The sequence below is a fragment of the Pseudomonas sp. NPDC089530 genome, assembly GCF_050280705.1.
In the GTDB taxonomy this organism is placed as follows: Bacteria; Pseudomonadota; Gammaproteobacteria; order Pseudomonadales; family Pseudomonadaceae; genus Aquipseudomonas.
This window is the reverse complement of the sequence record NZ_JBNNVU010000031.1, coordinates 40984-61272: the sequence shown is the minus strand read 5'-3', so window position 1 is coordinate 61272 and position 20289 is coordinate 40984. Positions and strand designations below refer to the sequence as shown.

The window sequence follows — 20289 nt, the reverse complement described above, 5'->3', positions numbered from 1 at the left end:
GGAGGGGCGTTACCTGCGCTGGCGAGGCCGGGCAGCCTCGCCAGCATTCATTCGATATGCCGTCAGGACAGCACTGTCCACAGAGCTTCGGCCGTGCATTGGTGGATACCGGCGCCAGCCTGTTCATTGGTGCTGGCTGCGGTCAGCTGCCCCTGGACGGCGGCTTTGCCGGCCAGGTCCGGGTGAGCGTTGATCAGGGCCAGCTGGCTGGGCCGATCGGCACTCAACAGGATGTCGCTCATGCGCTGGTGCAGGGTGTCGATCCGGTCGATCGAGGCATCCTGGCCCAGGTCGAACGCCTTTTCGGCGACCCATGGCGAATGTTCGTAGATGTCGGCGAAGGCTTTGACGAAGGCGTCGCGGCTCAGGGTCGAGGGTTTCAAGGTCTGGAAGGTGCTCATTTCGAAGCCCCCGGGAAGGGATGGGTCTGCTGCCAGTGGCGGGCGATGTCCACGCGGCGGGTGAACCAGACCTGGTCGTGGCCTTTGACGTACTCGATAAAGCGCTTCAGGGCGGCCAGGCGCGCCGGGCGGCCGATCAGGCGGCAGTGCAGGCCGATGGACAGCATCTTCGGCGCCTCGGCGCCTTCGGCGTAGAGCACGTCGAACGCGTCCTTGAGGTACTGGTAGAAGTCGTCGCCCTGGTTGAAGCCCTGGACCTGGGTGAAGCGCATGTCGTTGGTGTCCAGGGTGTAGGGGATCACCAGGTGCGGCTTGCCGGTCGGATTGTGGGGTTCCCAGTAGGGCAGGTCATCGTCGTAGGTGTCGCAGTCGTAGAGGAAACCGCCTTCTTCCATCACCAGGCGCCGGGTGTTCGGCCCGGTGCGGCCGGTGTACCAGCCCAGCGGGCGCTCGCCGGTGATTTCGGTGAGGATGCGGATCGCTTCGAGCATGTGCTCGCGTTCCTGGGCTTCGTCCATGTACTGGTAGTCGATCCAGCGGTAGCCGTGGCTGCAGATCTCGTGGCCGGCCTCGACCATGGCGCGGATCACGTCCGGGTGACGCTGGGCCGCCATGGCGACGGCGAAGATGGTCAGCGGGATATCGAATACCTTGAACAGCTTGAGAATCCGCCACACCCCGGCACGGCTGCCGTACTCGTACAGCGATTCCATGCTCATGTTGCGTTCGCCCTGCAGCGGCTGGGCGGCGACCATTTCCGAAAGGAAGGCTTCCGACTCCTTGTCGCCATGGAGGATATTGCGCTCGCCGCCTTCTTCGTAATTGAGCACGAACGACAGGGCGATGCGGGCATTGCCCGGCCAGTGAGGGTGAGGAGGGTTGGAGCCGTAACCGATCAGGTCGCGTGGGTAGTCAGCGCTCACTGCAGTCTTCCTTCTTATCGTGATAACGGTGGCGTGGCGGGGCCTGAGGGGGAAGGACAGGCTGGCGTCACAGCGATGGGCTGATTGTATACAACTTTTATTGCGCTTTGTAAGCCCGTTTTTTTGCATTTTTCATCGAGCACCGATCTGCCAGGGTGCTGCAAGAAACCTGCCCGGTTGGTCAGTTAATGGATGAAAAGTCGCGTAATCTCATGGCATGGCCGCCCATCAGGGGAATACCACGGCTGGACTGAAGTACCCGGAAATGGGTGATTTTTATTGTGTACAATTTTTTTGAAAAATGTCTTAATAAATTCCTCGCCGCAGCCTTTCGTGCTCCGAAATGGTGCGGTCTCCTTATCAACTGACTTCAGGAGGCGCGAGGCCTGGACGCCTGAGTGCGGTACAGGCACGCAGAATCAATGGGACGTTTGACTACACACGTGTTGGATGCCGCGCATGGCTGCCCTGGCAGCGCCATCAAGGTCGAGTTGTACCGGGTCGAAGGGGCGCAACTGGAGCTGGTCGCCACTGCCCTGACCAACAGCGACGGTCGTTGCGACGCGCCGCTGCTGCAAGGCGATGACTACCGCACCGGGGTTTACCAGCTGCAATTCAGTGCGGGCGATTACTATCGCGCTCGTGGCGTACAACTGCCGGCGCCGGCGTTTCTCGATGTGGTGGTGCTACGCTTCGGCATCTCGGCCGAGCAGGACCATTACCACGTTCCACTGCTGATCTCGCCCTACAGCTATTCGACCTACAGAGGAAGCTAGGACTTTCCCCCCACGAAGCCTGCGCATCGCTTCTTTGGTCTTTCGCCCGCTCACACTGCGGGCTTTTTTTCGCCTGTTGAAAGGGGAGACGCCATCGCGGGCAAGCCTCGCTCCTACAGTTGCGTGTCGTTCGCGCTACCGTTGAACAACCTGAATCTGTAGGAGCGAGCGGGTGGTGATCGACTTGCCCGCGATGCGGTCAGCGGCTCAACAGCGACGCGGCGCCCGCGCCGCTGAACAGCCCGGCGCTGACCCGGTTGAACCAGCTCTGGCCCTTGCCGCTGCGCAGGTAGCGCGCCGCGCCGTGGGCGCCGAGGCCGTAGGCCAGCTTGCACAGCAGGTCGAGCAGGGTCCAGGTGGCGATCATGATCAGCAGCTGCGGCAGGAAGGGCTGCTCGGCGCTGAGGAACTGCGGCAGGAAGGCGGCGAAGAACAGGATGTCTTTCGGGTTGCTGGCACCCAGCACGAAGGCGCGGCCGAACAGGGCGCGAAAGCGCGGTTTCGGCGCGGCCTGGGGCACTTCGGCGCCCTGGGACGGCTGCCGCGATTGCTGCCAGCTCTGCCAGGCCAGGTAGAACAGGTACAGCGCGCCGACGATCTTCAGGGCGCTGAACAGCTGTTCCGAGGCCAGCAGCAGGGCGCCCAGGCCCAGGGCCGAGGCACTCAGCAGGCAGATCGAGGCGAACACGCCGCCGAGGAATGCCGGGTAGGACCTGCGCAAACCGTAATTCAGGCTATTGCTGATCATCAGCAGGGACAGCGGTCCCGGGATCAGGATCACCACCAGTGCCGCGCCGCTGAACAGCAGCCAGGTTTCCACGCTCATTGCCTTTCTCCTTATGTGCAAAAGCCTCACCCGACGGGGTGAGGCCGTTCGAAACCGATGGGCCTACAAGAAAATGAACTTGGCGATGAAGATCACGCACAGTACCCACAGACTGATGGAGATTTCCTTGTACTTGCCCGTCCCGGCCTTCAAGGCCACGTAGGTGATGAAGCCCAGGGCGATACCGTCGGCGACCGAAAAGGTCAGCGGCATCATGATCGCGGTGACGATCGCCGGGATGCTGTCGGTGGCCTCTTCCCAATCGATGTGGGCCATGCCGCCCATCATCAGCATCGCCACATAAATCAGGGCGCCAGCGGTGGCGTAAGCGGGGATCATGCCCGCCAGCGGGGCGAAGAACATGGCGGCGATAAATAGCACACCTACGGTCACGGCGGTAAGACCAGTCCGACCGCCCGCAGCGACGCCCGCGGCACTTTCCACGTAACTGGTGACCGGCGGCACGCCGACCACCGCGCCAAAGACGCTGGAGGCGCTGTCCGCCTTCAGGGCGCGGGAGAGGTTCTCGATCTTGCCGTCGGGGTTGACCAGGCCGGCCCGCTGGGCCACGCCCATCAGGGTGCCGGCGGTGTCGAACATGTGCACGAAGAGGAAGGCCAGCACCACGCTGATCATGCTGACGTTGAACACCCCGGCGACGTCCATGGCCATCCAGGTCGGTGCCAGGCTCGGCGGCGCCGACAGGATGCCCTCGTAGTGCACCAGGCCCAGGCCCCAGCCGGCCAGCGTCACGGTGATGATGCTGATGAGGATCGCGCCGAACACCCGGTGATAACTGAGCACGGCAATCATCAGGAAACAGATCGCCGCCAGCAGCGGGCCGGGCTCGCGCAGGGAGCCGAGCTTGATCAGGGTCGCCGGGCTGTCGACCACGATGCCCGCGGTCTTCAGGCCGATCAGCCCGAGGAACAGCCCCACGCCGGCGCCCATGGCGAAGCGCAGGCTCGCCGGAATGCTGTTGAGCAGCCATTCGCGGATCCGGGAAAAGGTCAGGAACATGAACAGCACGCCGGACACGAACACCGCGCCGAGGGCGGTTTCCCAGTTGTACCCCATGGTCCCGACCACGGTGTAGGTGAAGAAGGCGTTCAGCCCCATGCCGGGCGCCAGGCCCACCGGCCAGTTGGCGTACAGCCCCATCAACAGGCACCCCAGGGCCGCGGCGATGCAGGTGGCGACGAAGGCCGCGCCGTGGTCGATGCCGGCGTCGGCCATGATGTTGGGGTTGACGAAGATGATGTAGGCCATGGTGATGAAGGTGGTCAGACCGGCGATCAGTTCGGTCTTCACCGTGGTGCCGTGCAACCTGAGTTTGAAGAGGCGCTCCAGCCAGCCACTGCTCAGCGGCGGCGAAAGTTCCAGGGTAGGGGCTTCGGATTTGCGGCTTTCCACAGCGAGTACTCCTCAAGAGTTTTATTATTTTTTCCAGAGCCGGGCACGGGAGGGTGGGCAGCGGCTCTTTGAGGCATGTAAGGCTTGCGGGCTTTTATTGACCTATAGGTCAAGAACTCGCACGTGGCGAATTATGCTTTTGTATACAAATAAAGCAAATAATGTTTTTTAGGTTGTGTGCGAAAAGTTCGCCGGAAAGGCTATATGCCTGTAGCCGCTGGCGCAGCCTGCGATCGAGCGCGTAGCGGTCGTAAAACCTGTGCCCTCGATCTGTCTGAATGCCTGCGTTGGCTAGAGGCGACGGCTGCGCAGCCGATCCCAGGCTGCGTCAGCGGTTTTCCCCCAGGGCCTTGTTCACTGCTAACCAGCCATCCACCGCGGCCTCGCCGGCTTCGGCAAACACCCGTTGCAGCAGTTTCACCTGTTCGCGGCGCAGCGCTTGCTCGAAGCGCGCACCGTCCTCCGTCAGTTCCAGCAGGCGTTTGCGCTTGTCGCTCTCGGAGGTGACGCTGTCGACCAGGTGCATTTCCATCAATTGGCGCAGCGGAATGTTCAGCGCCTGCTTGCTCACCCCCAGCGCCGTCAGCAGTTCCTTGACGCTCAGCCCCGGGTAGCGGGCGATGAAAAACACGATGCGCTGGTGCACACGACTCAGGCCGCGCCGCTCGAGCATTTCGTCGGCCTTGGCGGTGAATGCCTGATAACCAAAGAAGAAGGCTTCCATGGCGGCTTGCTGGGTGGTCTGGTTTTTAAGGTCAAGCATATTGACGTATCTGCACGGGTCGGCGTAATTTCGGTCAAGCAGTTTGACGTATTTTCCTCCGCCTTTGCTACCGGGTGACCCTCATGGCCTTCTCCGAACGTGTTTCGCGTCTTAAAAGCTCACTGATCCGTGAAATCCTGGCTGCCGCCCAGCGTCCGGAGGTGATGTCGTTCGCCGGTGGCCTGCCCGCCGAGGCGATGCTGCCGCCACTGGATTGGCAGGGCATGCCGGTCGCCATGGGGCAGTACGGCATGAGCGAAGGCGAACCGCAGTTGCGCGAGGCCCTGGCGGCGCAAGCCCGGGCATTGGGCGTGCCGTGCGAGGCCAGCCAGGTGCTGGTGGTCAGCGGGTCCCAGCAGACTCTCGACCTGGCGGCCAAGCTGTACATCGACAAGGGCACCGAGATCCTGCTAGAGGCGCCGACCTACCTGGCAGCGCTGCAGATCTTCCAGCTGTTCGGCGCCGATTGCCTGACCGTGCCGCTGGAGGCCGACGGACCGGACCTGGCTCAGCTGCGGGCCCGCCTGGAACAGCATCGCCCCGCGTTCATCTACCTGATCCCGACCTTCCAGAACCCTTCGGCGGTGCGCTACGGCGAGGCCAAGCGGGATGCCGTGGCCGCGTTGCTCGACGAGTTCGGGGTCACTCTCATCGAAGACGAGCCCTATCGCGAACTGACCTTCGATGGCGGCGGCGCCACGCCTATCGTCGGGCGCCTGCGCAAGGCCAGCTGGATCTACACCGGCACGGTCTCGAAGACGCTGCTGCCGGGGCTGCGGGTCGGCTACTTGATCGCCAGTGCGGACCTGTTTCCCCATCTGCTGCGCTTGAAGCAGTCGGCGGACCTGCACACCAACCGCGTCGGCCAATGGCAGGCGCTGCAATGGATAGGGACCGAGCAGTACCAGCGGCACCTGGGCGAGTTGCGCGATTTCTACCGGGTGCGCCGCGACGCGTTCCAGGCGGCCCTGCAACGGCATTTCGCTGAGCTGGCCGACTGGCAGGTGCCCCAGGGCGGGTTGTTTTTCTGGTTGACCTTGAAACAGCCGCTCGACACCCGCACTTTGCTCAAGGCGGCGCTGGAGCAGGACGTGGCATTCATGCCGGGCGAACCTTTCTTCTCCGAGCCGGACCGCAATCCAGGTCACCTGCGGTTGAGTTTCAGTCATATCGATCCAGTGCGGCTGGACGAAGGTCTCAAGCGGCTGGCCACCGTGATACGTCAAGCACAGGCTGCACAGGCAGCCTGAAAGGAGAGGGCCATGTACAAGGTTTATGGGGATTACCGGTCCGGCAACTGCTACAAGGTCAAGCTGATGCTCAATCTGCTCGGCCAGCCTTACCAGTGGCAGGCTGTGGACATCCTGAACGGGGATACGCAGACCGAGGCGTTCCTGGCGAAGAACCCCAACGGCAAGATCCCGGTGCTGGAGCTGGAAGACGGCACCTGCCTGTGGGAGTCGAACGCGATTCTCAACTTTCTTGCCGACGGCAGCGAATTCCTGCCGAGCGAGCCGCGTCTACGCACGCAGGTGCTGCAATGGCAGTTTTTCGAGCAATACAGCCATGAGCCGTACATTGCCGTGGCGCGTTTCATCGAGCTGTATGAGGGCTTGCCCGAGGCGCGCCGCGAGGAATACCTGAAGCTGCACAAGCGCGGCTACAAGGCGCTGGACGTCATGGAGAAGCAGTTGGCCCGCACGCCTTACCTGGTGGGCGAGCACTATTCGATTGCCGATATCGCGCTTTATGCCTACACCCATGTGGCCCATGAGGGCGGTTTCGACCTCGGACGCTACCCGGGCATCCAGGCCTGGATGCAGCGGGTACAAAGCCACCCGCGGCATATCGGGATGCTCGATTGAGCAGGTGCAGGCAATGAAAAAACCGACCCTTGGGTCGGTTTTTTGTGTCCTGGGTCCGGGCTGCCTGTCTGGCACCACTGCAGGTAAGCCGTGCCTCTACATCGAGAACGACACGAACCTGTAGGAGCGAGCGGGCGGCGACCCGACTTGCCCGCGATCGCTTTCTTCAGGCTGCCGAAAAACGCTTGTCCAGATAATCGATGATCACCTTGGACTCGTACATCCAGGTGGTCTTCCCGTTTTCTTCGATACGCAGGCACGGCACCTTGATCTTGCCGCCCTGTTCCAGCAGGGCCTGGCGGTGCTGCTCGTCGTTTTTCGCGTCACGCAGGGCCACCGGCACGTTCAGGCGATGCAGGGTGCGGCGGGTTTTCACGCAGAACGGGCAGGCGTGGAACTGGTACAGGGTCAGGCCCTTGGCGGCCTGTTCGACCTGGGCTTGAGCCGCGGCCGGGCGCTGCTGCTTGCGGGGGCGGGTGATGAAGTCGATGAAGATGATGAGTTGGCCCAGGCCGACTCGAAGCGCTTTGACGATCACGATATTGCCTCTTGCCCATGAAAGAAGGGCCGGCAGCTTACCTGATTTTGCCGGGCGAAAAAAAACCGGCGATGAACGCCGGTTCTTTCAGGCCGCCCGTATCATTTGATCAGGCTGAGGAACTCGCTGCGGGTCGCTGCGTTTTCGCGGAACTCGCCCAGCATCACCGAGGTGATCATCGACGAGTTCTGCTTCTCCACACCGCGCATCATCATGCACATGTGCTTGGCTTCGATCACCACCGCGACGCCCAGGGCGCCGGTTACCTGCTGGACCGCATCGGCGATCTGGCGGCTGAGGTTTTCCTGGATCTGCAGGCGACGCGCGTACATGTCGACGATGCGCGCGACTTTCGACAGGCCCAGCACCTTGCCGCTTGGAATGTAGGCGACGTGGGCTTTGCCGATGAATGGCAGCAGGTGGTGCTCGCACAGCGAGTAGAGCTCGATGTCCTTGACCAGCACCATTTCGCTGTTGTCGGAGCTGAACAAGGCACCGTTGGTGACTTCTTCCAGCGTTTGTTCATAACCGCGGCAGAGGTACTGCATGGCTTTGGCGGCACGTTTTGGCGTGTCGAGCAGGCCCTCGCGGGAGACGTCTTCGCCCAATTGGCCGAGGATCGCCGTGTAATTCTGTTCCAGGGACATGAAACTACCTGTGGGATTTTACGCAAAGGGCAAGGGTACGGTGGCGGACCCGGCGCTGCAAGCGCGGTGAAGCGGCTTTACTCGTCGCGGCCTTCCATCATGGTGCGCTTGAGCATCACATAGACCGCCCCGGTGCCGCCGTGCCTGGCCTGGCACGAGGTGAAACCGAGCACCTGGGGATGCTGGCGCAGCCAGGTGTTGACGTGGCTCTTGATCATCGGCCGCTTGCCGTCCAGGCGCACGGCCTTGCCGTGGGTGACGCGCACGCAGCGGATCTCGAATTTCGTGGCTTCGGCGAGAAAGGCCCAGAGGGTTTCCCGGGCTTTTTCCACGTTCATGCCGTGCAGGTCGAGGCTGCCCTCGAAAGGGATCTGGCCGGCCTTGAGCTTGCGCATCTGGCTGTCCTGGACCCCGTCGCGGGCCCACATCAGATCGTCTTCCGGGCCGACGTCGATCACGAACTGATCGGACAGCCCGTCCACGGTGGTGGTTTCGGTGCGCACGGTGGCGGACTGGCGCAGCTTGGCGATCTGCGCCCGGTCAGCCTTGGGTTTGCCGGTATCGGCGCGATCGTGCTTGATCGGCTTGACGCCTTGGATCGCACTTTTGAACAGGGAAAAATCGTCGTCTTGCATGTCAGCCTCCGCGAAGACCGAGCAGTTTACCCAACTCGGCGGGAGAGGGCGGGACAAAACGCCTTGCCGTCGCTTCAGTCGTGTTTCTTCATCAGGTGCGGAGCCATGTTCAGGGCTTGCGGCTGGCGCATGCGGCGCCGGCAGCGACGCCACAGCCTGACGCCGACATACAGCAGTAACAGGCCGACCCCTAGAATCACCGCGGAACCCGCGGGGCTGGCATTCAATTCGCCCAGCGCCGGGGCGCGGCCCAGCAGGCTGGCGGCCCCGGCCATCGCCAGCAGCACACCGAAGGTCGCCAGCAGCGCGGAGAATGCCGCGCCCAGGCGCAAACGCCAGTTCCGCGGGCCTTTGGGCCGCAGCCGGCGTGCGTCAAAACCATCGGATATCTTCATTCCGACCTTCCTCAATAGATATCGGCCCTTCGACCGAAAGATGACCGGGTGGTTCCTGAGGCTAAGGCAATTACGGCAAATGAGAGGCTTTTACGGATGAGCGGCCCGCAAGCCGCTCACGACGGGTCGATCAGACCAGGTCTTTGGTCAGGGCGAGGGTGGCGAAGTTGTCCGCCATGATGGCCATTTCGGTCTGCTGGACGTGCGCGGCGCTGAGGATACCGCCCTTGTAGGGCAGGTCGCGGGTGGCGCAGGCGTCCTCCACCAGGGTGCAGCGGAAACCCAGGTTTTTCGCCGCGCGCACGGTGGTGCTGACACTGGAGTGGCTCATGAAACCGCAGACGATCAGGTCCAGGGAGCCCAGGTCCTGCAGGCGTTTTTCCAGTTCGGTGCCGTGGAAGGCGCTGGGCAGCAGCTTGCCGATGATGGTCTCGTCGCCCAGGGGTTCGAGGCCGGGGATGAATTCGCCGCGCTCGCCCTGCGGGTCGAACAGACCGCCGACGGTGCCGAGGTGGCGTACGTGCACGACCGGGCGGCCGGCGGAGCGGGCGGCAGCAACCAGTTGCTTGATGTTGTCGACCGCGGCATCCATGCCGGACAGGGCCAGCGGGCCGCTGAGGTACTCTTTCTGGGCGTCGATGATCACAAGGGTCGCGTGGCTCAAATTAGCTGCTGCATAACCACGACCGCTGAGTTGAAACATCGTCTTTGGAACGGACATTCTGGGGCTCCTGTGGGTGGGGCTTTTGCGACATTGTCCTCTGGCGGAGCGCTTCTGTGAATCGCTACTAACGTAAGGTGCGTGGTTGCTGGCTTACAGCCGTGTCAAGGGTTATACGCAATCGGGCCGAACGGCAGGAAAACGCTCTGGATGCCCCGCAGACTCAGATTTTTCATGCGTCGTCCTCAGACGTTTTGGCTGTTAGAATCGCCAGTCGTTTTTTCAGGAGTCTGTCCCGTGATCACTTCCCGCCTGCGCACTCTGCGCGACCACATCCGTTGGGCTGTCAGCCGCTTTCATGGGGAGGATCTGTTTTTCGGCCATGGGACCGACAATGCCTGGGATGAAGCCCGTCAGTTGGTGCTGGGTGCCTTGCACCTGCCCTGGGAAATCGCCGACAGCTATCTGGACTGTGCGCTGGAAGACGACGAGCTGGTCAACCTGCAGCGCCTGCTCAAGCGGCGCATCGAAGACCGTGTGCCGACCGCCTACCTGCTGGGCGAAGCCTGGTTCTGCGGTCTGTCGTTCATTGTCGACGAGCGGGTGCTGATCCCGCGTTCGCCGATCGGCGAGTTGATCGAAAAACGTTTCGAACCCTGGCTGGGCGCCGAGCCCGCGCGGATTCTCGACCTGTGCACCGGTTCCGGCTGCATCGGCATCGCTTGCGCTTACGAGTTCCAGCAGGCGGAAGTGGTGCTGGCCGACCTGTCGTTCGAAGCCCTTGAAGTGGCGAACCAGAACATCGAGCGCCATGGCGTCGATGAGCGGGTGTTCACCGTGCAGGGTGACGGTTTCGACGGTTTGCCGGGCCAGCGTTTCGACCTGATCGTGTCGAACCCGCCCTATGTGGATGCCGAGGATTTCGCCGACATGCCTGCGGAGTACCAGCACGAACCGGAGTTGGGCCTGGCCTGTGGCGACGACGGCCTGAACCTGGTGCGGCGCATGCTGGCCGAGGCGGCCGATCATCTGACCGAGAAGGGCCTGCTGATCGTCGAGGTCGGCAACAGCCAGGTCCACGTCGAAGCCCTGTACCCGGAAGTCGATTTCGCCTGGCTGGACTTCGAACGCGGCGGTCATGGCGTGTTCATGCTCACCGCCGAGCAGTGCCGGCAGCACCAGGCGCTGTTCGCCTCTCGGGTCTGAGCTCCGCCGAGGAACCACGAAAAAGCCCGCCGATCGGCGGGCTTTCTGTTGTCAGCGGTGGGTCGCGATCCAGATCAGCAGCCCGGCCTGGAACACCGCGAACGCCACCAGGCAGGTGATGGTGAAGCGCAGCCCGGTGTCTTCGCGTTTGTACTTGGCGACCTTCTCTTCGTGCTTGCGCAGTTTGACTTCCTGTTCCTCGAGGTTCTGCTCGGCCTGCTGCAGCATCTGCGCGGCTTCGAGAATCTCGACGAATTGCAGCTTTTCGCTGTTCCAGGTGGGCAGCAGCTCGCTGACCAGCACGTCCTTGACGCTGCCCTTGAGATGCTGGGCATCGGCATACACCACATCGAAGCCCTGGACCCGCAGGAAATGGTCGCGGCGCAGGCGCGTGGCCTCGTTCAACGCATCCTTGTTCGCCAGGTCGAAACCCTCTACGCGGTAGTGCGGCCACTTCTTCTGCGCCCAACTCGCCCCCTGCGCCAGCAGAAAGCGGCCGATCCCGCGGTTCGCCGGCTCGATCTGCAGGTTGTCCGGCTCGAAGCGCACGCGACGGGTACCGTGGTCGACCCAGACATCCAGATGGTTCTGTTCCTTGCGCACCCGCTGGCCCGGCAGTTGGATGGTCATGCGCAACAGGCTGCGTTCCTTGTTGTTGCGCTCGGCGTAACCGAATTCGATAAAGCGCAGGGGCCGCCCGCCGGTGGCGCGATCGGTTTGCAGCGGTGCCAGGCGCAGCATCCGGTGATGCTCGGCATGGACGTCCGCCCATGGCAAATCCACGGCTTCGGGAGCGGGTTTTTCAACCTCGGTTTCGGGAGGGTTCTGGGTATCGGTCATAACGGCGAGATCCTGTCCAAGCGCTGCATGCCGACGGCAAGGGAACGGCCGGCAAAGGCTTATCGGCCGTTTTTTTCAGGACTGGAGGGGAAAACGCGTCAACGGACGTGAAGTCCGTCAATAAAATCGATGATGCGGCTGCCCAGTTCCGAGGCCAGGGGCAGTTGCGGGTCCTTGTAGGAGGCCAGTTGCCGCTTGACGTCGTTGGGCACGATGCGCAGGACATGGTTCATGCCCTCGATCAGGGCCAGTTGGGCGTCCGGCTTGGCGGCCTTGAGCATCCGCGCATCGTCGACGCCGACCTGGATATCGTTGCTGCCCTGCACGATCAGGGCTGGCATCTTCAGGCGAGCGAAGGCGGCGGTCGGGTCTTGCTGGAACAGGGTGATCAGGTACGGCTGCACGCTGGGGCGGAAGATCACTTCCAGCGCTGGCGGCACGTCGGTGTCGACCCGGCCGGCCTTGAGGCTGTCGAGCAGTTCGTTGCTGCGCAGCATCAGCGGAGCCGGCAGCCGGTAGCTCAGTTGCTGGCGCAGCACCTGGTCCACCGGGCGGGCGGTGCCGGAGATGGAGATCACCGCCGCCGCATCGACCTGGGGCGCCGCCAGGGTGGCGATCAGCGCGCCTTCGCTGTGGCCGAGCAGGATCAGTGGGCCCAGGCGCGGGTCGGTCTTGAGTTGCTTGCCCCAGGCCACGGCGTCGGCGACGTAGGCATCGAGGGTCAGGTTGCGCTCGTCCGGGGTGGCGGCGAGGCTGGCGGCCACGCCGCGCTTGTCGTAGCGCACGCTGGCGATGTTGTGCTTGGCCAGCACCCAGGCCAGGCGCTTGAGGCTGTCGTTGCGCCCGCCGTCGGGGTTGTTGCCATTGCGGTCGGTGGGGCCGGAGCCGGAGACGATCAGCACCACCGGCACCGGGGTGTCGGACTTGGGCAACAGCAGCGAGCCGTACAACTCGCCATTGCCGGTGTCCAGGCTGATGGGACGTTGCAGCACGGCCGCCTGGACCAGGCCGGTGAACAGGGTAAGGCTCAAGAGAAGAACTCGCAGCATCATCACGCCATCATGGAGAAAGTGCCGGTTGGACTTCCGGACACGGATAAGGTTCGAGGATGAACTAGTTGGGTAGCCTGCGTATACTGGCGCGCTCAGTAATCCAGATTGAGTTATTTCGGCTGATTTCACGGAGCGTCCTGCATGTCCGGCAATACCTACGGCAAGCTGTTCACTGTCACCACCGCGGGCGAAAGCCATGGTCCGGCGTTGGTCGCCATTGTCGACGGCTGCCCACCGGGTCTTGAGCTGTCGCTGGACGATCTGCAGCGCGACTTGGACCGGCGCAAGCCGGGCACCAGCCGTCACACCACCCAGCGCCAGGAAGCCGATGAAGTCGAAATCCTCTCCGGCGTGTTCGAAGGCAAGACCACCGGCTGCTCCATCGGCCTGCTGATCCGCAACACCGACCAGAAGTCCAAGGACTACTCGGCGATCAAGGATCTGTTCCGCCCGGCCCACGCCGACTACACCTACCACCACAAATACGGCATCCGCGATTACCGCGGCGGCGGTCGCAGCTCGGCGCGGGAAACCGCCATGCGCGTGGCGGCCGGGGCCATTGCCAAGAAGTACCTGGCCAGCCAGGGCATCGTGGTGCGTGGCTACATGAGCCAGCTGGGCCCGATCGATATCCCGTTCAAGACCTGGGAGTCGGTGGAACACAATGCCTTCTTCTGCCCCGACCCGGACAAGGTGCCGGAGCTGGAAGCCTACATGGACCAGCTGCGCCGTGATCAGGACTCGGTGGGGGCGAAGATCACCGTGGTTGCCGAGGGCGTGATGCCGGGCCTGGGCGAGCCGATCTTCGACCGCCTGGACGCCGAACTGGCCCACGCGCTGATGAGCATCAACGCGGTCAAGGGCGTGGAGATCGGCGCCGGTTTCGCCAGTGTCGCCCAGCGTGGCACCGAGCATCGCGACGAGCTGACGCCTGAGGGTTTCCTCAGCAACAACGCCGGCGGCATCCTCGGCGGCATCTCTTCGGGCCAGCCGATCGTCGCGCACCTGGCGCTCAAGCCGACCTCCAGCATCACCACCCCGGGCCGCTCGATCGATATCGACGGTAACCCGGTGGACGTCATCACCAAGGGCCGTCACGACCCGTGCGTCGGCATCCGCGCCACGCCGATCGCCGAAGCCATGATGGCCATCGTGCTGATGGACCACCTGCTGCGTCACCGTGGCCAGAACGCCGACGTGCGCGTCAGCACGCCGGTGCTGGGCCAGCGGTAATGGCGTCCCTGCCAGTCGCCACGGTCTGACGGCCGTGGCGGCGCTTCCGTACTGGCGGCTCTCCAGTTTCTATCTGTTCTATTTCGCCCTGCTGGGGTCGACGGCGCCGTTCCTGGCGCTGTATTTCGATCACCTGGGGTTTTCCAGCGCGCGGATCGGCGAGCTGGTGGCGATTCCCATGCTCATGCGCTGCGTGGCGCCGAACCTCTGGGGCTGGCTCGGCGACTACACCGGCCGGCGCCTGGCCATCGTGCGTTTCGGCGCGGTCTGTACGCTGCTGAGCTTTTCGCTGATTTTCGTCAGCAAGAGCTACGCCTGGCTGGCGATGGTCATGGCCCTGCATGCGTTTTTCTGGCATGCGGTGCTGCCGCAATTCGAAGTGATCACCCTGGCTCACCTGCAAGGCCAGGCGGCCCGCTACAGCCAGATTCGCCTGTGGGGCTCGATCGGCTTCATCCTCACGGTGGTCGCCCTGGGGCGCCTGTTCGAATGGTTGAGCCTGGACATCTACCCGGTGGCGCTGGTGCTGATCATGGGCGGCATTGTGGTCAGCAGCGCCTGGGTGCCCAACGCCCAACCGGCGAACCAGGGCAGTCGCGCGGCGGCCGGGGGCTTCCTCAGTCAGCTGCGCAGCCCCGGCGTCCTGGCCTTTTATGCCTGCGTGGCGCTGATGCAGATGAGCCACGGCCCTTACTACACCTTCCTGACCCTGCACCTGGAACACCTGGGCTACAGCCGCGGGTTGATCGGCCTGCTGTGGGCGCTGGGGGTGGTCGCCGAAGTGCTGGTGTTCCTGGCGATGAGCTGGATCCTGTCGCGGTTTTCCGTGCGCCGGGTGCTGCTGGCGAGTTTCCTGCTGGCGGCCCTGCGCTGGTTGCTGCTGGGGACCCTGGCCGAGTATCTGTGGGTACTGCTGTTCGCCCAGGTGCTGCATGCGGCCACCTTCGGCAGTTTTCATGCCGCGGCCATTCATTTCGTGCAACGCAGTTTCGGTGCTCGCCAGCAGGGTCAGGGGCAGGCTTTGTACGCCGCCCTGGCCGGTACCGGCGGGGCACTGGGCGCGCTGTACTCCGGCTACAGCTGGAATGCCCTGGGCGCGACATTGACCTTTAGTATTGCCAGCCTCGCAGCGCTGGCGGCAGCCGTTATCATTGCCACCCGCATGCAAGAGCAGAGGCCATGAGTCTCATGCCTTCTCGAGCGCGAGTCGAAGGCTCGCGCCATATTCAACCCCTGCGGCTCGCTTCGAGCGCAGCCGCCACCGCCTGACGATGCGCATGCCTGGCCGGCCCGGAACCGCCGCAGGCACTGCCGACAACGAGGAATTGCGACGATGAGCAGCCTGTCCGTTTACCACCTGTCCAGCCCGGACCTGCCGAACAAGGTGCTGACCCATTTCGACGATATCGCCGCGACCCTGGCCGAGCGGGGCGTGGGTTTCGAGCGCTGGCAGGCCACCACGAGGATCGAGCCGGGGGCCAGCCAGGAAACGGTGATCGCCGCCTACCAGGAACAGATCGACCGCTGGATGACCGAGCGCGGCCACCTCAGCGTCGATGTGATCAGCCTCGACCACCAGCACCCGCAAAAGGCCGAGCTGCGCGCCAGGTTTCTCGACGAGCAGCGTCAAGGCGAAGATGAGCTGCACTTCTTCGTTGCCGGCCAGGGCTTGTTCAACCTGCATATCGACGACTACGTGTATGCCGTGCTGTGCGAAAAGAATGACCTGATCTCGGTGCCGGCCGGTACCGCGCACTGGTTCGACCTGGGCGAGAACCCCCGTCTGGTGGCGATCCGCATGTTCAAGAACCCTGAGGGCTGGGCCCCGCGGTTCACCGGCTCCGACCTCACCAGCCAGTTCCCCGGCCTGGACGATTGAGCACCTGCCAACCAGGGCGATTTCATCGACCCTGAAACGCTTCGGGCCGTGTCAGCGCAAGGCTGGCACGGCCCGAAGGGGTTATGCGTCACGCGGCGATCCGTGGTCGCCGCGCCTCAGCGCCGGTGCGGACTCACACCGAGTGATACGACGGCAGGGCAAAGCGGTTCTGGCTTTGCAGCAGGGAAATCTGTGGCAGTTCGCTGGCCTGCTCGGCCAGGTCGCGACGCAGCGCGCTGATCACCCACGACAACTGATCGCCGGCATGCAACTGCGCATAGGAAATCGAGCGCTTGATCTGTTTGCCGTCGCTGCTGCGCAGCGTCAGCAGGATGCCGCCATCGGGACGTGGCTGAGTGGTCACTTCGTAGTTGGAGAACAGGGAAGCGAATTTTTCTTGGATCAGGCTCATGTCTATCAACTCCATGGTTTTTGAATGGCAAACCTGAAGTGATAGGTGCAGTGATTGTGCCAGTACCGCGTTTTTATAAAATTACTTATAAATCAATTGGTTAGTGTTTCTATGGGGCTGCGCGTTCGTGCAATTTGCATGAATGGCCATCGTGCATCCTGCATTTTGCGAGATCGGGCGCGTTCGCCGGGCGTGGTGGGTACAGATGTGTCTGTCGGTCCGCGGGAAAGATTCAAGCGGATACTCCGCTGCCCCGACGTCGGCCATCCAAGGCCTGGAGGAGATACAAAACTTTGCAAAAACTCCGTGTACAGGCCAAGAAGCGCTGACGTATTTTTCGGCCAGCGGCAGGCTTTCCAGCGGCTCTTCGCAAGGGCGCTTGCCCTGCCATCAGACCTTGATGTTCCGGGCTGTACAGGTCAACCAGACGCTTTATCGACATGGACAGTCATGCGCCATGATCCCCAGGGTCACAGGCGCCTGAGAATAAGAAAATAGGACGTCATCCATGAACACCATGCTCTGCGCCACGGCCGTCGATACACCCCTCATTTCTCCTCCTGTTGGCAGTGGCCGGCCGGCACCTGGCTGAGCGGCCCGATCGACCCTTGCCTGCCTGCACGGCCTGGCCCGCGCAGGATCCTTTCGTGTCGAACAGGAGTCGCCATGAGTACTCATCAGCCTGACACCATCACCTGGGGCATGATGCTGCGCAAGTTGCCCGCCATCGTCCGGGCGCTGCCACGGGTCATCAAGGGCCTGCGGATCGCCAACGTCAAACGCGCCGATCAACCCTGCGGGCTGGGCTGGACCTTCGAACAAGCCACCCGGCGCAACCCCGACGGCCCGGCGTTGCTGTATGGCGACCGGGTGTTCAGTTATGCCCAGGCCAACCAGTGGGCCAACCGGATTGCTCATTACCTGGCGAGCCAGGGCATCGGTAAGGGCGATGTGGTGGCGATCTTCGTCGAGAACCGTCCCGAACTGCTGGTCAGCGTGCTGGCGGTGGCCAAGCTCGGTGGTATCTGCGCCATGCTCAACACCGCGCAGACCGGCAGCGTGCTGCTGCACAGCGTGAACCTGGTGAAACCGGTGGCTATTGTCGTCGGCGACGAGTTGCTGGAGGCCTATGCGGCGATTCGCGCCGAGGTCGCCATAGACGAGGCGCGCACCTGGTTCGTCGCCGACCCGGACGCCGCGCCGGGGCCGACGCCCGCCGGCTGCATCGACCTGATGGCCGCCTGCGCCGACAGCCTGTCGACCAACCCGCCGAGTACCGCGCGGATCTACCTCGACGATCCCTGCTTCTATATCTACACCTCCGGCACCACTGGGCTGCCCAAGGCCGGCATTTTCAAGCACGGGCGCTGGATGCGCAGCTCGGCCAGCTTCGGCATGGTCGCCCTCGACATGCAGCCGACCGACATCCTGTACTGCACCTTGCCGCTGTATCACGCCACCGGGCTGTGCGTGTGCTGGGGTTCGGCCATCAGTGGCGCCTCGGGTTTCGCCATCCGCCGCAAGTTCAGCGCCAGCCGTTTCTGGGACGACGCCCGGCGGTTCAAGGCGACCACCATCGGTTATGTGGGCGAGTTGTGCCGCTACCTGATCGACCAGCCCGCCAGCGACAGCGACAGTGACAACAGGGTACTGAAGATGGTCGGCAACGGCCTGCGCCCCGGCGTGTGGGGGCCGTTCAAGCGGCGGTTCGGCATCGAGCATGTGTGCGAGCTGTACGCCGCCAGCGACGGCAATATCGGTTTCACCAACGTGTTCAACTTCGACAACACCGTGGGCTTTTCCCTGGCGCCCTGGGCGCTGGTGGAGTACGCCCACGACAGCGGCGCGCCGATCCGCAACGGTTCCGGTTTCATGCAGAGGGTCCCCAGGGGCGGCCAGGGCCTGCTGCTGGCGAAGATCGACGCCAAGGCGCCGCTGGATGGCTACACCGAGCCGGAAAAGAACCTGAAGGTGATCCTCAGCGACGTGTTCGAGAAGGGCGACCGCTACTTCAATACCGGCGACCTGCTGCGCGATATCGGCTTCGGCCATGCGCAGTTCATCGACCGCCTGGGCGATACCTACCGCTGGAAGGGGGAAAACGTGTCCACCACCGAGGTGGAGAACATCCTCCTGCAGCATCCGCTGGTGGCCGAGGCGGTGGCCTATGGCGTGGAAGTGCACAACACCAACGGCCGCGCCGGGATGGCGGCGATCACCCCGGCCGAGTCCCTGGCGACCCTGGATTTCACCGAGCTGCTGCAATTCGCCCGCCAGCACCTGCCGGGGTATGCGGTGCCGCTGTTCCTGCGGGTCAAGGTGAAAATGGAAACCACCGGCACCTTCAAGTACCAGAAGACCCGGCTCAAGGAAGAGGCCTTCGACCCGGCGAAGACCGGCGGCGACCCGGTGTATGCCTGGCTGCCGGGCTCGGAGACCTACGTCCAGGTGACAGATGCGGTGCTGGCGGACATCTGCGCCGGTCGGCACCGTTATTGATTCTGCCTATGGCCGCTCTTGAGAAAAAAGGGATGACAGGGCCGGAGCGGCTTGGGGACACTAGCGACTTTCCGATTGCCCGAAAGTGGAGTTCCCGATGTCAGACAAAAGCCGCCAGATGACCGCAGAAGAGGCCGCCGCGTTTACCGAGCAGGTCTTCAATGTCGCCCGTCAAGGCGACGCCCAGATGCTCGACAAACTGGCGAGCAGCGGTCTGCCGATCAACCTGCGCAATCACAAGGGCGACACCCTGCTGATGCTCGCCAGCTACTACGGGCATGTGGACGCGGTACAGGTCCTGCTCAAGCACAAGGCCGACCCCGAGATCCGTAACGAAAACGGCCAGAGCCCGATCGCCGGTGCAGCCTTCAAGGGCGACCTGGCGGTGGTCAAGGCGCTGGTGGAGGGGGGCGCGGAAGTGGAAGGTTCGTCCTTCGACGGTCGTACCGCGCTGATGATGGCGGCGATGTTCAACCGCCCGGAAATCGTCGACTACCTGATCGGCAAAGGTGCCAACCCGCGGGCCACCGACGCCAATGGCGTGAGCGCCCTGGAAGCGGCCAAGACCATGGGCGCCGTCGACACCCTCGCGCAATTGCAGAAACTGCTGGGCTGAACCCCACAGGCTGTCGGGCCAGGCACCTGCCTGGGTCATGGCGGTAGGTGCGCGGGCCGGGTTTAGGCTATCCTGCGCGCCCGCCATTACCCCGTAACAGGATTCGCCCATGAAAACCGTCCTCGCCGAACTCATCACCAGCATCAGCTCCGGCTGCATGGGCGAAGAAGAAATCCTGCGGATCGCCGACGAGGCGGCCCAGGCCTACGCCGATCCCCAGGCTTTCCTGGCCGCCAATCCGGACATCAACTACGACGACAGCTTCCCGATCCCGCTGGGTGAATGGGTGGTGGTCGGCAGCCTTCCGGACACCGTGCTGTTCCAGGCCGACACCTACATGGACCTGTTCGCGCAGATCGTCGCGTCTTTCGGCCCGGGCGTGCCCTTCAACATCAAGCCCAAGCAACTGGCCAAGACCGAGGCGCTGACCGCGCTCAACCGCATCCAGATCCAGATGGGCAGCATGAACCCGGAAAACGGCGGCTACGTGCTGATGAACTTCAGCCAGTTGCTGGACGACGAGCTGCAAGTGGTGCTGGTCTACGGCAACGACGTACCGCGGGTGCTGGAGCTGTGCGCCGAGGTCGGCATCGCCGCCGCGCCGGCCCTGGAAGCGCTCAAGATCGCGGTTCACGTCTAGGTTTCCGCCTTGTCGGCGTCGGCAGGAAAAAGGAACCCTGGCGCCGGCCGGCTATCCTGAGTGGGCAAG

Annotated in this window: 22 protein-coding genes and 1 pseudogene; 10 read left to right on the top strand and 13 right to left on the bottom strand. The window is 63.3% G+C overall.

Going from position 1 to position 20289, the window contains the following annotated elements:
• Window positions 1–86: 86 nt before the first annotated feature.
• Together uraD and puuE are read right to left on the bottom strand one after the other, a co-directional pair.
• A pseudogene (uraD, locus tag ACQKQA_RS14340) lies at window positions 87–401 on the bottom strand (2-oxo-4-hydroxy-4-carboxy-5-ureidoimidazoline decarboxylase); the annotation flags it as partial.
• Window positions 398–1324: an allantoinase PuuE gene (gene puuE / locus ACQKQA_RS14335; protein ID WP_427558391.1), complete on the bottom strand. Its 927-nt coding sequence runs from the start codon at window positions 1322–1324 to the stop codon at window positions 398–400. The pseudogene uraD and the gene puuE, both read right to left, overlap by 4 nt.
• A gap of 422 nt (window positions 1325–1746) precedes the next feature.
• Here puuE and uraH point away from each other — a divergent pair, with 422 nt between their 5' ends.
• Complete coding sequence (gene uraH, locus ACQKQA_RS14330) at window positions 1747–2100, top strand: hydroxyisourate hydrolase (RefSeq protein WP_427558388.1); 354 nt, start codon at window positions 1747–1749, stop codon at window positions 2098–2100.
• Between the two features lie 199 nt (window positions 2101–2299).
• On the opposite strand, the gene ACQKQA_RS14325 is transcribed toward uraH, so the two are convergent.
• From ACQKQA_RS14325 to ACQKQA_RS14315, 3 genes are all read right to left on the bottom strand, one after another.
• The gene (locus ACQKQA_RS14325) at window positions 2300–2926 is read right to left on the bottom strand and encodes a LysE family translocator (RefSeq protein WP_427558385.1); all 627 of its coding nucleotides are present in this window, start codon (window positions 2924–2926) and stop codon (window positions 2300–2302) included.
• 63 nt (window positions 2927–2989) lie between these two features.
• Window positions 2990–4339 carry an NCS2 family permease gene (locus tag ACQKQA_RS14320; RefSeq protein WP_427558383.1) on the bottom strand — a complete coding sequence of 450 codons (1350 nt, stop codon included), beginning with the start codon at window positions 4337–4339 and terminating at the stop codon, window positions 2990–2992.
• 328 nt (window positions 4340–4667) lie between these two features.
• Entirely contained in the window at window positions 4668–5102 is a 435-nt protein-coding gene (locus ACQKQA_RS14315; protein ID WP_427558380.1) for a MarR family transcriptional regulator, read from the bottom strand.
• Window positions 5103–5185: 83 nt separating this feature from the next.
• Here ACQKQA_RS14315 and ACQKQA_RS14310 point away from each other — a divergent pair, with 83 nt between their 5' ends.
• Together ACQKQA_RS14310 and ACQKQA_RS14305 are read left to right on the top strand one after the other, a co-directional pair.
• Complete coding sequence (locus ACQKQA_RS14310; protein ID WP_427558377.1) at window positions 5186–6352, top strand: PLP-dependent aminotransferase family protein; 1167 nt, start codon at window positions 5186–5188, stop codon at window positions 6350–6352.
• Window positions 6353–6364: 12 nt separating this feature from the next.
• On the top strand, window positions 6365–6967 hold the full coding sequence (locus ACQKQA_RS14305; RefSeq protein WP_427558375.1) for a glutathione S-transferase family protein: 603 nt from the start codon (window positions 6365–6367) through the stop codon (window positions 6965–6967).
• A 166-nt stretch (window positions 6968–7133) separates the two neighbouring features.
• On the opposite strand, the gene ACQKQA_RS14300 is transcribed toward ACQKQA_RS14305, so the two are convergent.
• The 5 genes from ACQKQA_RS14300 to ACQKQA_RS14280 form a co-directional block, all read right to left on the bottom strand.
• Window positions 7134–7505, bottom strand: a complete 372-nt coding sequence (locus tag ACQKQA_RS14300) for a glutathione S-transferase N-terminal domain-containing protein (RefSeq protein WP_427558372.1) — start codon at window positions 7503–7505, stop codon at window positions 7134–7136.
• A gap of 101 nt (window positions 7506–7606) precedes the next feature.
• Window positions 7607–8152, bottom strand: coding sequence for a GTP cyclohydrolase I FolE (gene folE / locus ACQKQA_RS14295; protein WP_003204506.1), 546 nt, complete (start codon window positions 8150–8152; stop codon window positions 7607–7609).
• Window positions 8153–8229: 77 nt separating this feature from the next.
• Complete coding sequence (locus ACQKQA_RS14290; protein ID WP_427558367.1) at window positions 8230–8787, bottom strand: Smr/MutS family protein; 558 nt, start codon at window positions 8785–8787, stop codon at window positions 8230–8232.
• A 74-nt stretch (window positions 8788–8861) separates the two neighbouring features.
• The gene (locus ACQKQA_RS14285) at window positions 8862–9182 is read right to left on the bottom strand and encodes a hypothetical protein (protein ID WP_427558365.1); all 321 of its coding nucleotides are present in this window, start codon (window positions 9180–9182) and stop codon (window positions 8862–8864) included.
• A gap of 130 nt (window positions 9183–9312) precedes the next feature.
• Window positions 9313–9903, bottom strand: coding sequence for a cysteine hydrolase family protein (locus ACQKQA_RS14280; RefSeq protein ID WP_427558362.1), 591 nt, complete (start codon window positions 9901–9903; stop codon window positions 9313–9315).
• Window positions 9904–10140: 237 nt separating this feature from the next.
• Here ACQKQA_RS14280 and prmB point away from each other — a divergent pair, with 237 nt between their 5' ends.
• Window positions 10141–11049, top strand: coding sequence for a 50S ribosomal protein L3 N(5)-glutamine methyltransferase (gene prmB, locus ACQKQA_RS14275; protein ID WP_427558359.1), 909 nt, complete (start codon window positions 10141–10143; stop codon window positions 11047–11049).
• Between the two features lie 51 nt (window positions 11050–11100).
• On the opposite strand, the gene ACQKQA_RS14270 is transcribed toward prmB, so the two are convergent.
• On the bottom strand, window positions 11101–11889 hold the full coding sequence (locus tag ACQKQA_RS14270; RefSeq protein ID WP_427558357.1) for a hypothetical protein: 789 nt from the start codon (window positions 11887–11889) through the stop codon (window positions 11101–11103).
• Window positions 11890–11987: 98 nt separating this feature from the next.
• Window positions 11988–12941 carry an alpha/beta hydrolase gene (locus ACQKQA_RS14265; RefSeq protein ID WP_427558354.1) on the bottom strand — a complete coding sequence of 318 codons (954 nt, stop codon included), beginning with the start codon at window positions 12939–12941 and terminating at the stop codon, window positions 11988–11990.
• Window positions 12942–13082: 141 nt separating this feature from the next.
• Between ACQKQA_RS14265 and aroC the strand changes: the two genes are divergently transcribed.
• From aroC to ACQKQA_RS14250, 3 genes are all read left to right on the top strand, one after another.
• Complete coding sequence (aroC, locus tag ACQKQA_RS14260) at window positions 13083–14174, top strand: chorismate synthase (RefSeq protein WP_427558351.1); 1092 nt, start codon at window positions 13083–13085, stop codon at window positions 14172–14174.
• Window positions 14175–14208: 34 nt separating this feature from the next.
• Complete coding sequence (locus ACQKQA_RS14255; protein ID WP_427558348.1) at window positions 14209–15357, top strand: MFS transporter; 1149 nt, start codon at window positions 14209–14211, stop codon at window positions 15355–15357.
• Window positions 15358–15507: 150 nt separating this feature from the next.
• On the top strand, window positions 15508–16053 hold the full coding sequence (locus tag ACQKQA_RS14250; RefSeq protein WP_427558345.1) for a 1,2-dihydroxy-3-keto-5-methylthiopentene dioxygenase: 546 nt from the start codon (window positions 15508–15510) through the stop codon (window positions 16051–16053).
• 133 nt (window positions 16054–16186) lie between these two features.
• Here ACQKQA_RS14250 and ACQKQA_RS14245 read toward each other — a convergent pair whose 3' ends face one another.
• Window positions 16187–16465 carry a DUF3509 domain-containing protein gene (locus ACQKQA_RS14245; protein ID WP_427558342.1) on the bottom strand — a complete coding sequence of 93 codons (279 nt, stop codon included), beginning with the start codon at window positions 16463–16465 and terminating at the stop codon, window positions 16187–16189.
• A 666-nt stretch (window positions 16466–17131) separates the two neighbouring features.
• Here ACQKQA_RS14245 and ACQKQA_RS14240 point away from each other — a divergent pair.
• The 3 genes from ACQKQA_RS14240 (at window position 17132) to ACQKQA_RS14230 (ending at window position 20220) form a co-directional block, all read left to right on the top strand.
• Window positions 17132–18964 (top strand): long-chain-acyl-CoA synthetase, encoded by a 1833-nt coding sequence (locus ACQKQA_RS14240; RefSeq protein WP_427558339.1) that lies wholly within the window; start codon window positions 17132–17134, stop codon window positions 18962–18964.
• A 97-nt stretch (window positions 18965–19061) separates the two neighbouring features.
• Window positions 19062–19580, top strand: a complete 519-nt coding sequence (locus ACQKQA_RS14235) for an ankyrin repeat domain-containing protein (protein ID WP_427558337.1) — start codon at window positions 19062–19064, stop codon at window positions 19578–19580.
• A 109-nt stretch (window positions 19581–19689) separates the two neighbouring features.
• Window positions 19690–20220, top strand: coding sequence for a hypothetical protein (locus ACQKQA_RS14230; RefSeq protein ID WP_427558334.1), 531 nt, complete (start codon window positions 19690–19692; stop codon window positions 20218–20220).
• Window positions 20221–20289 lie beyond the last annotated feature (69 nt).